Genomic DNA, 13,771 nt, shown 5'->3' on the forward strand with positions numbered 1-13,771 from the left:
AGCGATTAGGAGTACTTTAGTTATTGGTTAGTTATTGAAAGTACTGCAGCTATTAACCATAGCTATCACTGAATTTAACAACCGAAGTGCCGCCGTGGAGTGGTGACCCATGAACCGTGAAGTTCAGGGCGGATGCGTCATTGTCTCGGCAGGTTTCCTGATACACTGCAAGCAGTGCAGGCATACACAATGAGACAATAGGTAGCGCATCCATTTAACGCATTATCGGCTCAGGGAATAACACTCCACTAGCCAACACTTCAGAATAGTCTTATCTTAACCAATGAAATACGGGATTGCAAGTCTGATTTATGAATAGCTCAGAATATGTGCTATATGATGAATATAATGCCTAGCAGTCTGCCAAGTTCAATTGAACTTAATTAATTATATGAAATAACTACGCAATAATGGACATAAAATAGTAAGCAAAAATGCTCAGTTTTCGGCTATTTTGAGAATTGTGTTAACATAGAGGCCTTTAAAGCGCTAATCCTAATAATACAAACAGGCTTTCATCCACTTGAGGAGCGGTAACCTATGATGAGTACACCACAGCAAGCTGAGTCTGATAACGCTAAGCAACAGCTTGATAATCAACAAAATAAAAAAGTCCCGCATGTGCTAATGATCTTGGATGGTTTTGGACATCGTGAAGACGATAAGGACAATGCTATTGCTGCTGCCAATACCCCTAATCTTGATAAAATTTATGAGCAGTATCCCCATGGCTTAATCTCAGCCTCGGGTGAGGATGTGGGATTGCCAGAAGGACAATTCGGCAACTCAGAGGTCGGTCATATGAATTTGGGCGCAGGTCGAGTGTTATATCAGGACTCTACTCGCATCTCAAATGAGCTTGCCAACCGTGAATTCTATAAGAATGAGGCCTTGGTTAATGCGGTAAAGGCGGCTAATGAATTGGGCGGTAATGTGCATATTATGGGCTTGTTATCCGATGGGGGCGTGCATTCGCATCAAGACCATATCGAGGGTATGTGCCACTCTGCCTTAGTTCATGGTGCTAAAAATGTCTTTGTTCATTGCTTCTTAGATGGCCGTGATACCCCGCCCAAATCGGCAGATAAATATATCAATCGATTACGTGATTATATTAATCAGCTCAATGCCCATTATGAAGGCCGAGTGCAGATCGCCAGTATTATTGGGCGTTACTATGCCATGGATCGTGATAACCGCTGGGACCGGGTACAAAAAGCTTATGAGCTAATCACTGAGGGCAAAGCAGACCGTTTATCAACTCGTGCTGATGGTGCCGTCCAAGCAGCGTATAAAGCACGTGAAACTGATGAATTTATTAGTCCAACGACGGTGATTGGACGTGATGAGATACCTTATACCGTTGAAGATAATGATGCGTTGATATTTATGAATTTCCGTGCTGACCGTGCACGTGAGTTAGCGCAAGCGTTTGTATTGCCGGATCATGAGTTTTCAGGGTTTGCCCGTAATAAGCATCCTAGGCTTGCCGCTTTTGTAATGCTAACTAAGTACTCCGACATTTTGGCTGACAATAGCAAAACTAGCATTGCCTATTATCCAGCATCGTTATCTAACACTCTTGGTGAGTATCTACAAGATCAGGGTAAGACCCAACTGCGCATTGCTGAAACTGAAAAATATGCGCATGTAACCTTTTTCTTTAGCGGTGGTCGTGAGGAGGAGTATGTAGGCGAGACCCGTATATTGGTCCCTTCGCCCGATGTCGCTACTTACGATTTACAGCCGGAGATGAGTGCACCGGAGGTTACTGATAAGTTAGTAGCCGCTATTGAGTCAGGCAAATACGATGTGCTAATCGTCAACTATGCCAATGGTGATATGGTGGGTCATACCGGAGTGTTTGATGCTGCTGTACAAGCCGTAGAAGCCTTAGATAGCTGCGTAGGTCGTATTGAGTCAGCCGTACGAGCAGCGGGTGGTGATATGCTTATCACCGCCGATCATGGGAACTGTGAGCAAATGCAGGATTATGAAAGTGGACAAGTTCATACCCAGCATACTACCGAACATGTGCCATTGATCTATGTGGGTGAAAAACAGCTAAAGGTGCGTAGTGGCGGCCGACTAAGCGACGTAGCGCCCACCATTTTAGCATTAATGGATATTAAATCGCCTAGCGAGATGACAGGCGAAAATCTATTGATGCCTTTGTCTTAACCCTTTGCAGCATAACGATCTAAACGATGTAAATAAAAGGAAGAATAGCGATTATTCTTCCTTTTTTTATGAGCGTACACTTTTTTGTGTTTTAGATTTATTGCAGCTAATATTTTTATTTATACCAAAGTTAATGACAGCGATTGCAATATTGCCATAGTTTTTAGTCCGCTGTTAATGCTATCTTATAGCTCTATAAGTTGTGCATCTTGCCTTATTATTTTATCGTCTATACGAGTTTTTTATGCGTCTATTTGCTCTTAGGTTGCCATTTTTTTTAGTTCCTCTCATAGTAAAGTCTAAACTGCCTAGACCTGCACTGGTGGCTGGGTTATTGGGTTTTAGCAGTATCGCTTCTGTCCAAGCCGCCGCTGCACCTAATCCTGTATCGATGACTGCTAACCAAGCATCAAGCATAAGTAACGTCGATGCCAAGGTAGTTAAGGAGTCTGCTGCTCAATCTAGTAAAGTCCGTCCCACCGCAGATTTGCAGCTTATAGATCTGACAGATGAGTTATCTACTAACGATGATATGTTGAATGCCGCTGATCAGGCTGATGACTGGCTAGATGGCGATGATATTGACAGTATTCCGGATGATAGTGCTCTTATTGATGATGGCGGTTATATTGATACTGACATTCCGGCTGAGGTAGCAGGAGTCTCTTTAAATGCTATTTCACCTGAGACCTTAAAGACCTTTGTCGCTGTAGTAGGTTTAGTACGCCGTGAGTATGTGGATACGGTCAATGATGAAGAGTTGTTTAATAACGCTATGAGTGGCATGCTGACCAAGCTTGATAGTCACGCTGAGTTTTTAGATGCCGAAGCGTATGAGAACTTGCGTGCATTTACCCAGGGCGATGTGGGGGATGTGGGTATAAAGGTTAGCTATCAACCAGAAGCAGAGCATTGGGTGGTTACCGAAGTTACTACAGGCTCCTCGGCGGCTGACAAAGGAATTGCCGTAGGAGACTACTTGCATCAAGTGGATGAGTTTAAACTCGATATCGACATAGAGACTTATGACATAAAGCAGTTGCTAACCGGTATTGCGGGCACCCAAGTGGATGTAGTGACTTCAAAGGCGGGGCGGCGTAAACGAGTTTCAACTTTACAGCGTAATAATACCAACCCTCAGACTATCGAAGCTCGACTAGATAATGGTATTGCGATTATCAAATTACCGGTCTTTCAAGATGATAGCCGTGAAAAGTTGTTAAATAGCTTAACCCGTTTAAATGCGCCGGTATCCGGTATTTTGTTAGATCTACGCGATAACCCAGGCGGGGTACTGACCTCAGCAATAAATGTTGCCAGTTTATTCATGACTGATAGCGACGTTGTCAAAGTAAAGGGCCGTGATAGTGAGCAGCGCACTTTATCGACCCGAGGGGCAGCCATCCTAAAACCCTTACCCGTAGCTATTTTACAAAATCGTTATTCAGCGTCAGCAGCAGAGGTACTTGCCAGTAGTTTGCAAACTCAGAAACGGGCGACGATTATCGGTGAGCTCAGTTATGGTAAAGGCTCGGTACAATCGGTGATAGCGCTTGATAACGAGCAGGCGGTAAAATTAACGGTAGCCCATTATTTGACTCCAGATGGGAGAGAGATTGAGAATGTTGGGGTCAAGCCCGATGTGATCTTATCCGGTAAGGAGAATACTTGGGAGCAGCAGGCACTTAGCGTCTTACGTCAAAAAACCAATCCTGCAAACGCTATTCGCTTCGTACAAAAGAGCAGTACACAAGGTAGCAGTGCTCCCTAATTTAGCTGTGCTGCTCTTCATCAATGCCTAGTTTTTTCATTCGATAACGTAGCGAGCGAAAACTGGTGCCCAGTAGCTCAGCTGCCTGAGTTTTATTCCAGTCGGTTTGCTTGAGTGCGGTAATAATCAGTTGTTTCTCTTGCTCTTGTAGATAAGCTTCCAGTCCTTTCTCTGGTAACTCGTGCTCAAAGCTAGGCTTAGAATTAAGAGTATGCTCAGAATCAAAAGTGTGCTCGGGTACTGGCTGCATGGATGCCAGTAGAGTCTCATCAGCGGTCGAGCCTGATGTTGATTTTAGCTTGTTGGTTATAGCATTGTAGTTCTTTTTTACCTTATGAATAGAGGCCTTTGTAGCAGTGGGATAGGGATTATTGGGAATGCGATAAGGATGCAGGTTGCTCTGGGACTCTTTTATCTGCGTATTTGACTGCTCACTAGGCGTTGCTATAGAGTTGGAAGGCTGAGTTAATGCAGCGTTAGCGCCAGTACCAACCTCACTTGCACGAGTGCTAGACGCTAGCTCCTGCTGTGCAGTATCATTAAGCCCTAAATGCTTGCTATCAATAATTTGGCTATCAGCTAAGGTTATAGCCCGTTCTAGTATATTACGTAGCTCGCGGACATTACCTGCAAACTCATATTGCTGCAAGCGTTGCAGAGCAGATTCGGTAAGCTCTAAGGTTGAATCCAAATGCCATTCTGTAGCAATCAAGCCCAAAAAGTGCTGCGCTAATGCGGGAATATCAGCGCTGCGTGTATTTAGTTGAGGGAGCTGTAATTCAATCACGTTGATACGATAATATAAATCCTGGCGAAAAAGACCTTCTTTCACCAGTTGTTCTAAATGCTTATGAGTGGCCGAGAGAATACGAATATCAACCGGCAACTCTTTGGTGTCGCCAATAGCGCGCACGGTTTTTTCTTGAATGGCACGCAGTAGTTTGACTTGCATAGCAAGCGGCAAATCAGCGACTTCGTCTAAAAATAAAGTACCGCCATTGGCTTGTTGGAACAGTCCTTGTTTATCCCCAACCGCACCGGTAAAACTACCCTTTTTATGACCAAAAAACTCAGATTCCATCAGCTCTGATGGTATAGCCCCGCAGTTCACTGGGACAAAACTGCCATCACGGCGTGGACTTAAATCGTGAATAAGTCGAGCGACTACTTCTTTACCTGTCCCTGATGCTCCTGACAAAAAAACCGGCGCTTGCGAACGTGCTAGCTTGAGAATAGTGGTCTTTAAAGTTTGCATGACTGCAGAATCACCGATTAAGCGACTGTCCAATAGCTGTTGCTCAGGAGTCAGCTTGGTGGCTGCTTGTGAATTTCCATCTTGACGGATGACTTTAAGCGCATTTTCTACTAACAGGCGCAGTCTTGGTAATTCAAGAGGCTTATTGACGAAATCAAAAGCACCCAGTTTCAGCGCTTCAATAGCCAAATCCATACTGCCATGCGCAGTGATAACCGCAACCGGTACATTGGAGTGATCACTAATCTGTTTGACCAAATCTAGTCCTGAACCATCAGGTAGCTTAAGGTCGGTTAAACAAAAATCGTAATCGTTATGCTCCCAATAGGTCTGCGCCTGCGCTAAAGTATAAGCCACATCGCTTTTGATGCCCATCTTGGTCAGGGTAATTTGCATCAGACGACATAAATCTACTTCGTCGTCGACGACTAACGCAGTGGCTGTCATAGGTAACCTCATGTGTAAGCAGTAAAAGTAAAGTGTTAAAAATTATAGCAAAGTATGACTTGTTAGAGGTTCTTATTTGACTCATAAGATAAATTAGTTACTGCTTTAAGAGCTAGCTTGGAGATAGTTAGTTGAATACAAAGGCAATATAGTCCTGCGCCATAATCTAACTTAGCTATTTTATTTGGTATTGACCATAAAAGCTTCAGGCATTATTAAGCGAAAGCAGGTTTTTTCATGCTCAGCTATATAAAGTAGCCGAGCATGATTGGCTTCACAAAATGCTTGTGATAAATACAATCCTAAACCCGTTCCGGATTGGCTGGTAGTAAAGAACGGATCGAATAGATATTCTAAATCCTCAGAGCGCACTCCAGCACCGATATCCAGCACATCGATAATAACGTCGTTATTTATACGATAAATCTCAATCTCGACGTAAGCATGGGGATGAGCGTAACTACTGTAGCGTAGACCATTATTAATAAGATTAATAAAGATTTGTTCTAACTGGTGAGTATCAAAACTGATAGTAGGCTGCGCATGTAGATGCAAAAAAACATCGTGTTCACGAAAAAAATTATCTAAAAACTGCGGCATCCAGTCAGCAAGAGTGATAACTTGCTGCTGAGGCAACTTTTGACGAGATAGTTTTAATACATCCTCAATAATACGATCTACCCGTTTGGTTTGCTCAAATATCATTTGGTAGAGCTCATGATTGTCCGAGCTAGCATGAGTATGACGGGGTGTATGAAGGTGCGCATCGTTATGCTGATCATTGAGCTCATTTATCTCCTCCATAAGCAGCTGACTGGCTTGGGAGATAGCGGCCAAAGGATTACGTACTTCATGAGCGATACTGGCGGTCAACTGACCCAGAGAAGCCAGTTTTAACTGTTGAGCGCTGGCTTGTTCGCGTGACAGGTCTTCAAGAAAGATAAGACGGCTATCATCTTTTAAAGGAATGGTTTGAACCCGTAGCCTGGTCGTTATCGAAGTGCTAGCACTCATAGGTAGCTCATAAGTAAAAGTGCGAGACTGGCCACTAGGTACTGCCAAGCAGCTTTCAATCAGTGGGGCGTGTAACTCAGTCAGCTGTTGTTGAAAGTGAGATAGAGAGTCGTTATAGCTGGACGAGATTAGGGGAGTTGACGAGCTACTGGTTATCGATTCATTTTTTTGCTCATTATGCTTGCTAACGTTAGAGGCTTGTTCTTGAGCCGCTAAACACACTGGCGCAGATTCGGTAATACCAAGTAAGTGGCAAGTGGCTTTATTAAATAGGACTATGTGTTGGCGATCAACGACTATAACTCCATTAATCATCTGGCTAATGACTTGTTGATTGATCGCATTTAAATGCTCGACTTCTTTGGCCTGACTGGCGGCCATTTTTTCAACATTGACTAACCTTTGGGTAAGGGTCCAACTAAGGAACCCTACGGCCAAAAAACTGGCCGATATTAATAAAGCATTGCCTAAATTAGTCAGGCTCATGCTATTAGTAATCGCATAAAAAAACTGCTGATAAATGACAAAAATAATAGCCATTAAGGTGACGATAAGTGCTTGGGTGCCATGCAGGAGCATAAAACTAGCAGCAACCACCACGGTGTAAAGCATGGTCAACTGTAGAACAGGCGCGCCATTGGTATAGAGTAATAGACTTAAAATAACAATATCTAAGGCCAAACCAAATGCTAACTGGCGGCGTTGATTACTAGGCACTATATAAAATAAACCCAATAAAATTAGGCTGAGTACCACATAAAATATTAGAGCCGTTTGTTGTAAAAAGCTAGGTAACAGTAGACGGTCATTATCGGTTATAGCGGCATAAGACATTAACAAGAAAAATAAGCTAATAATAAAGCGATAGCTACTATAAATAAGCCCCAGTCGACGTAATTGTGCTGGAGGTAAAGTATCTGCTTGTTGGAAGTGTCTACTAATCAAAGTATGCGCTCTAGAAGCAGCTATCATAAGAGCGCTACAGTAAATAAAATAAAAGCACTTAAAGCGGGCGTTAAGGTCACAAGTTAAGCCTTAGAGAATGGATTATTACTTAAGTGATTAGGAGGGTTCTAATTATAACTATCACCGTTAGGGTTGCACTAAACCATGACGAATGGCCAAATGGGTAAGCTTAACGTCACTATCTACTCCTACTTTTTCGTAAATACGATAACGATAGGTATTAATGGTTTTGACGCTAACAAATAATTGATCGGCAATTTGCTGCGGGCTTTGACAATTAACCACCATCATCGCTACTTGCTTTTCACGGTCACTTAGCAAATCAAAAGGAGAGGCCGCATTATCTGATAATAAGGATTCTGCTAATTGATCAGCAATATCATGACTAAAGTAGCGCCCGCCCTGATACACCTTTTTGATACCGCGAATCATCTCATCAAGAGGAGTACCTTTGGTAATATAGCCATGCACGCCGGCTTTGAGTAGCATTGAAGGATAGGGCTGGGCCGCCATACTACTCACAGCCAAAATTTTGATGCCCAGATCCAGTTGTACCAAACGTTTGGTGGCTTCCAGCCCCCCTATATTAGGCATATTAACATCAAGAAGCACCACATCAGGATGTAGTTGTCTTGCAAGCTTAAGCGCCATATCGCCACTATCTGCTTCGCCAACCACCTCAATATCAGCGCTGTCAGCTAACATACGACTAATACCCATACGTACTAAATCATGATCATCTACTACTAATACTCGAATCATAGTTGTGCTCTTTTTAAATGACATTATCCGTTAATTTGATCTAAATTATTATGTTTTAAACCAATAGAGTTCAAAAGGTAACTATAAGCTTGATTAATATGATATTTTATTAGATAGTTATCTTTTAATTCGAAACATTGCTAAAGTGTTAACTAATATCACGCAAACCTAAACCGTATGTAGCAAAGTTTGATTTTTTATAAAAAATGCTTATAAGGTCAAACAACTAGATTAGAATTAACTACAATCCATGATACACTAAAAGTACAAAAATTCTATATGAGTACTTAGAAACGCATCTGATAACGTTATATGTACCTGTTGTAATTTAATTTTACACTGACGTAATCAAAGGTTGATGCGCTATTAATTAGCCGGGGGAAAAATGAAGAATCTACCATTAACTAAGAAGCAATTGGTCGCTGCTGTAATTTCATTGAGTTTAGGTGGCGTAGCACAAGCCGCATTGACTATTAATGGTAGCTCCGAATCTAGTGCCCGTATTGGTTGGGGCGGTGTTGATAACTTATCTGAAGCCCGAAGTATCATGTATAACGGTAATAGTGGCAGCACTATTAAAAAGGTCGATAATGGCTATGGTACTACCAATATTACCAATGCTAATAGTTTTGGTAGCAATGCCAACCGCTATAATACGACTTATCGTGGCAGCTTTGGTAGTAGTGATATGCTACCGATTAGTACCAGCTCACGTAGTGTAGCCGTAATTGATGCCGAGACTGGCGAAGCTATCTATGAAAAAGATGCCGATATCGCACGGCCCATGGCGAGTATTACTAAGGTAATGACGGCAATGGTGGTTCTAGATAGTGGCCTTGATATGAGTGAAGAGCTGATTTTAGAGCCAGAGGACTTTATTGGTCCTAAACGTGCCAGCTCACGTCTTAAATCTGGCGATCGTCTGAATCGTGCCGAGATGTTACTGATGTCGCTGATGAAATCAGAGAATCCAGCAGCCAAGAGCTTAGCTCGTAACTATCCAGGTGGCTACGACGCCTTTATGCGTGCTATGAATCGTAAAGCGCAAGAGCTGGGTATGACCACCGCTTTCTTCGGTGATCCAACCGGACTGGATAAGCGTAATGTAGCTTCTTCTAATGATTTGGTTAAAATGGTACGTGCAGCAGGGAACTACGATGTTATCCGCCGTTTCTCTACTACCAAGAGCTATGATTTCTTCGTTGCTAACTATGCCAGCGGCAACCGCACTTATAAAGCCAATAATACCAGCAGCTTAGTACGCTCAGGTGATTATCCCATCGGTATCTCAAAAACAGGTTTCATTAACGAAGCCGGACGTTGTGTGGTAATGGAAACTCGGGTTAATAACCGTCCTGCCATTATTGTCATCTTGGGCGCTAATAGCTCAGCTACTCGCTGGGGCGATGCCAAAAATATTATGACCAGTTTGGCAACCCGCCGTACCGTTTAAATATTAAATTAAACATGAATATTTGAACCTTACTGCGACTAAATAATTCACTGTTGCTAAATAAACTGTTACTAAATAAGAAGGGCCGTTATAGTATGCTATAACGGCCCTTTGTTGTTAATATCGGTTTTAGTAACCGTTTGTTTATTGGCATAAGTTCATTATTATTATGTCGGCTATTGTGCTTGTTGAGTTTTAATTTATACCAATACTTTTATTTAGCTATTCAGCATGTTCCATACATAATGTGGCATAAGGCAGGGCTTGTAGACGCTTTTCTTCTATATCTTTACCGCAAACCTCGCACTCACCATAAGTACCATTTTCGATACGGCTCAATGCATTTTCGACATAAATCAAACTTTGACGCGCCTCACCCATTAAGCTTTTACGCATATCGTTCTGACGATAAGAGATGGCCTGATCTTCCCAATGTTCATTCAAGTCATCTTGTGGGTTTTGGATATGATCCTCAATCTTATTAATGCGAGTTTCATATTCGTCTTTTAGTTTTAATAGTTCTTGTTTGGCAACGTCTAAATCGATGCTCATTTTAATCTCCTAATAGGTTGTGGTGGTATACGCTGCTAGCATAAGACGAAAGGGCGGTGAGTACCACCACAAAATGTTACTGATGTTATAAAATAGAGCTTTAAGATTATTAGGGCCTACTCAACCCTCGATAGCAGTTAAAAGTTGACGATAGGATAAGCGCACGGCTAAAATGCACAGCAGCAATCAAGCGCTCAAGAATAGTGCTGATAGTGCCGTTTAATATCAGATTTTTAAAATCAATAGTAATAACGATAGCAACCATAATACAGTAGGAGCAGTAATGAATTTTTTGCGTATGAGTGAACTGGATTTAACCGATAAAGTGGTGTTGATTCGTGAAGATCTTAATGTGCCTATTAAAGAAGGTAAGGTTGCTAGCGATGCCCGCCTGCAAGCCAGTTTGCCAACGATTAAATTAGCACTCGATAAAGGTGCTGCTGTAATTGTTTGCTCACATTTAGGTCGTCCAGTAGAAGGCAATCCTGAAGCAATATACTCGCTAGCTCCGGTAGCGGATTATCTTACCGACAAACTGAACAGCAAAATTATCAAGCCGGTGACTCTCAATAAGGACTATCTAACCAATGGCGTTGATGTCAATAGCGGTGAAGTGGTATTGCTTGAAAACGTGCGCTTTAACGAAGGTGAAAAGAAAAATGATGCTACGCTTGCCAAAGCTTATGCAGATTTGTGTGATGTATTCGTGATGGATGCGTTTGGCACCGCCCATCGGGCGCAAGCGTCGACAGAAGGGGTCACTCAAGCGATGCGTCAAGCTAATAAGGTAGTTTGCGCTGGCCCTTTATTGGCCGCTGAGCTTGATGCCTTGAGTCAAGCACTCAAAACTCCTGATCAGCCTATGCTTGCTATCGTAGGAGGTTCAAAGGTTTCAACAAAACTTGAAGTGCTACATAGTTTGGCTGAAGTTTGTACGCAGATTATCGTAGGCGGTGGTATAGCCAATACTTTCTTAGCGGCGCAAGGTCATAAAGTGGGAGCGTCACTATATGAAGCAGATCTAATCGAGACCGCCAAAGAGATTATGCAAAAGACTGAGATTTTGTTGCCAGAACAAGTGGTGGTTGCTAATAAAAAAGAGATTAATTTTGACGATTTCGTTGGCTCTTTACAGCGAGCGCAAGCAAGCATTAAAGACGTCGATAATATCGGTACTGATGATATGATCTTGGATATTGCTCCTGAGAGTGCCAAGAAGTTAGCCGCAGCAATTATTAATGCCAAAACTATCTTGTGGAATGGACCGGTTGGCGTATTTGAAGTAGATTCTTTCGGTGCCGGCACGGAGATCTTGGCAGAAGCAGTCAAGCAAAGTGAAGGGTTTTCGATAGCTGGAGGCGGCGATACTTTGGCCGCTATTGATAAATATCAAGTAGCGGACGGGGTTAGCTACATGTCGACAGGCGGTGGGGCCTTTTTAGAGTTTGTAGAAGGGAAGGTATTGCCAGCAGTAGCAGCTTTACAGACCCAAACCCAGTAACATGAGCTGTACAGTTGTTACTAGCTAGCTGGGTTAAGCTATTATCGTTTGAACAGTTACTAACTTTTAAGTATCTTCTTTTAGCCCTGTTATAAAAGGCTATTAATAATAGTTGATAATAAAGCGGTAATAGTTATTTGTTAATATACTAAAAATTGTTATTGCATGTCCTATTTGCTATCTATAAAATAGCGATATCATGCACTTTGACATGTATTATTCAAAAGAGGTTTATTATGTTAAAACGTCATTTATTACTTGCTAGTGTTCTGGCTGGTACTTTTGCAATCGCCGGCTGTAGCCAAGAAACTCAGGATAAAGCTGGAGCTACTGCAGAATCTGCTGGTGATGATATTGAAGCGAACACCGAAGCTGCTGCTGCTGAAGCCGAAGCGGCCGCCGCCGAAGCAGAAGTTGCTGCGGAAAATACGGGTGATGCTATCGCTGATGGCGCTAACCAAGCGGTTGAAAGTACGGCTACCGCAGTTTCTGAAGGTGCTGACTCAGTATCTGATGGTGCCGCTGAAGTTGCTGCTGACGCTGAAGCCAATCAAAATGTTCCGGAAGATCAACAGTACTAATTAATCGACGATTACGATTTAATTTCGACTAGTGAACCTCTGATTTATCTAAAAAGCCTTGGTTATAACCAAGGCTTTTTGTTGTCTGACAATAAGTGCTACGAGAGCAAAGGGAAATTTGCTATAATCACTGCCCATTAGCTTAGCGGTTTCAACTGGCTATATTTATCCCTATCTAGACTCTTTATCCTATCTTATTTTAATCTGAGAGCGTTTTATGGCTTTAATCTCTTTACGTCAACTTTTAGACCATGCTGCTGAGCATAATTACGGTGTACCTGCATTTAATGTCAATAATTTGGAGCAAATGCGAGCCATCATGATGGCAGCTGATGCTTGCGATTCACCAGTCATTGTACAAGCTAGTGCTGGCGCGCGCAGTTATGCAGGATCGGCTTTTTTACGTCATTTAATTATCGCCGCTATTGAAGAGTGGCCGCATATTCCAGTAGTGATGCACCAAGATCATGGGATGTCACCAGCAATCTGCCAGCGTTCTATTCAACTTGGCTTCTCCTCAGTGATGATGGATGGCTCATTAGGAGAAGATGGAAAGACGCCAATGGACTATGATTATAATGCCAGTGTTACCCGCGAAGTGGTCAAGTTGGCGCATGCTTGCGGAGTTTCAGTAGAAGGTGAGATTGGCTGCTTGGGCAGTTTGGAAACTGGTATGGCAGGAGAAGAAGACGGTTCTGGAGCAGAAGGCGTACTGGATCACGAGCAGCTATTGACCAGCGCTGATGAAGCTGAGCAATTTGTCAAAGATACCAATGTTGATGCGCTAGCTATCGCCATCGGCACCAGTCATGGCGCTTACAAGTTCACTCGTCCACCCACAGGCGATATTTTATCTATTGAGCGCGTAAAAGAGATTCATGCACGTATTCCTAACACTCATCTGGTAATGCACGGTTCATCCTCTGTACCTCAAGAGTGGCTAAAAATCATCAACGAGTATGGCGGTGATATTGGTGAGACTTACGGGGTGCCGGTTGAGCAAATCGTTGAAGCGATCAAACACGGGGTACGTAAAGTTAACATCGATACCGATTTACGATTGGCATCGACTGGCGCTATTCGTCAGTACTTAGCAAACAATCCTAGCGAATTTGATCCACGCAAATACTTTAAAGCCTCTATGGTAGCGATGTCTGATATTTGTACCAATCGTTTTGAAGCGTTTGGCTCAGCTGGGCATGCTAGCAGTATTCGCCCGATTAGCCTGGAGAAAATGGTTGATTTTTATCAATAAGCTATAGCGTTTGGTGGTAACTAGAGCTGCTCA

Annotated in this window: 10 protein-coding genes and 1 other RNA gene; 6 read left to right on the forward strand and 5 right to left on the reverse strand. The window is 42.7% G+C overall.

All coding sequences use genetic code 11. From position 1 onward, the window contains the following. Positions 1-74: 74 nt before the first annotated feature. A non-coding RNA gene (gene ssrS / locus JMX18_RS00640) (6S RNA) lies at positions 75-270 on the reverse strand. Positions 271-540: 270 nt separating this feature from the next. Between ssrS and gpmI the strand changes: the two genes are divergently transcribed. Both gpmI and JMX18_RS00650 read left to right on the forward strand, forming a co-directional pair. Next, positions 541-2,181 (forward strand): 2,3-bisphosphoglycerate-independent phosphoglycerate mutase, encoded by a 1,641-nt coding sequence (gpmI, locus tag JMX18_RS00645; protein WP_201582727.1) that lies wholly within the window; start codon positions 541-543, stop codon positions 2,179-2,181. A 244-nt stretch (positions 2,182-2,425) separates the two neighbouring features. After that, entirely contained in the window at positions 2,426-3,952 is a 1,527-nt protein-coding gene (locus JMX18_RS00650; protein WP_201582729.1) for a S41 family peptidase, read from the forward strand. 1 nt (position 3,953) lies between these two features. On the opposite strand, the gene JMX18_RS00655 is transcribed toward JMX18_RS00650, so the two are convergent. The 3 genes from JMX18_RS00655 to JMX18_RS00665 all read right to left on the reverse strand — a co-directional run bounded on the left by JMX18_RS00655 (position 3,954) and on the right by JMX18_RS00665 (position 8,396). After that, positions 3,954-5,654, reverse strand: coding sequence for a sigma-54-dependent transcriptional regulator (locus tag JMX18_RS00655; protein WP_201582730.1), 1,701 nt, complete (start codon positions 5,652-5,654; stop codon positions 3,954-3,956). A gap of 180 nt (positions 5,655-5,834) precedes the next feature. Continuing rightward, positions 5,835-7,640, reverse strand: a complete 1,806-nt coding sequence (locus JMX18_RS00660; RefSeq protein WP_201582732.1) for a sensor histidine kinase — start codon at positions 7,638-7,640, stop codon at positions 5,835-5,837. A gap of 120 nt (positions 7,641-7,760) precedes the next feature. Then, entirely contained in the window at positions 7,761-8,396 is a 636-nt protein-coding gene (locus JMX18_RS00665; protein WP_201582737.1) for a response regulator, read from the reverse strand. 385 nt (positions 8,397-8,781) lie between these two features. Here JMX18_RS00665 and JMX18_RS00670 point away from each other — a divergent pair, with 385 nt between their 5' ends. Then, on the forward strand, positions 8,782-9,849 hold the full coding sequence (locus JMX18_RS00670) for a serine hydrolase (protein WP_201582738.1): 1,068 nt from the start codon (positions 8,782-8,784) through the stop codon (positions 9,847-9,849). A gap of 222 nt (positions 9,850-10,071) precedes the next feature. Here the strand turns inward: JMX18_RS00670 and JMX18_RS00675 are convergent, their stop codons facing one another. Further along, the gene (locus JMX18_RS00675) at positions 10,072-10,401 is read right to left on the reverse strand and encodes a TraR/DksA family transcriptional regulator (protein ID WP_201582739.1); all 330 of its coding nucleotides are present in this window, start codon (positions 10,399-10,401) and stop codon (positions 10,072-10,074) included. A 283-nt stretch (positions 10,402-10,684) separates the two neighbouring features. Here JMX18_RS00675 and JMX18_RS00680 point away from each other — a divergent pair, with 283 nt between their 5' ends. The 3 genes from JMX18_RS00680 to fba all read left to right on the forward strand — a co-directional run bounded on the left by JMX18_RS00680 (position 10,685) and on the right by fba (position 13,738). Further along, the gene (locus JMX18_RS00680) at positions 10,685-11,902 is read left to right on the forward strand and encodes a phosphoglycerate kinase (protein WP_201582741.1); all 1,218 of its coding nucleotides are present in this window, start codon (positions 10,685-10,687) and stop codon (positions 11,900-11,902) included. Between the two features lie 236 nt (positions 11,903-12,138). Then, a complete protein-coding gene (locus JMX18_RS00685) occupies positions 12,139-12,483 on the forward strand; it encodes a hypothetical protein (protein ID WP_201582742.1) in 345 nt (114 codons plus the stop codon). A gap of 217 nt (positions 12,484-12,700) precedes the next feature. Then, the gene (gene fba / locus JMX18_RS00690) at positions 12,701-13,738 is read left to right on the forward strand and encodes a class II fructose-bisphosphate aldolase (RefSeq protein WP_201582744.1); all 1,038 of its coding nucleotides are present in this window, start codon (positions 12,701-12,703) and stop codon (positions 13,736-13,738) included. Positions 13,739-13,771 lie beyond the last annotated feature (33 nt).

Source organism: Psychrobacter jeotgali, assembly GCF_904846315.1.
GTDB lineage: Bacteria > Pseudomonadota > Gammaproteobacteria > Pseudomonadales > Moraxellaceae > Psychrobacter > Psychrobacter jeotgali.

Coding starts and splice junctions, on each gene's coding strand:
- JMX18_RS00680 (WP_201582741.1), top strand. CDS start 10,685: ATGAATTTTTTGCGTATGAGTGAACTGGATTTAACCGATAAAGTGGTG.
- gpmI (WP_201582727.1), top strand. CDS start 541: ATGATGAGTACACCACAGCAAGCTGAGTCTGATAACGCTAAGCAACAG.
- JMX18_RS00650 (WP_201582729.1), top strand. CDS start 2,426: ATGCGTCTATTTGCTCTTAGGTTGCCATTTTTTTTAGTTCCTCTCATA.
- JMX18_RS00655 (WP_201582730.1), bottom strand. CDS start 5,654: ATGACAGCCACTGCGTTAGTCGTCGACGACGAAGTAGATTTATGTCGT.
- JMX18_RS00675 (WP_201582739.1), bottom strand. CDS start 10,401: ATGAGCATCGATTTAGACGTTGCCAAACAAGAACTATTAAAACTAAAA.
- JMX18_RS00660 (WP_201582732.1), bottom strand. CDS start 7,640: ATGATAGCTGCTTCTAGAGCGCATACTTTGATTAGTAGACACTTCCAA.
- fba (WP_201582744.1), top strand. CDS start 12,701: ATGGCTTTAATCTCTTTACGTCAACTTTTAGACCATGCTGCTGAGCAT.
- JMX18_RS00685 (WP_201582742.1), top strand. CDS start 12,139: ATGTTAAAACGTCATTTATTACTTGCTAGTGTTCTGGCTGGTACTTTT.
- JMX18_RS00665 (WP_201582737.1), bottom strand. CDS start 8,396: ATGATTCGAGTATTAGTAGTAGATGATCATGATTTAGTACGTATGGGT.
- JMX18_RS00670 (WP_201582738.1), top strand. CDS start 8,782: ATGAAGAATCTACCATTAACTAAGAAGCAATTGGTCGCTGCTGTAATT.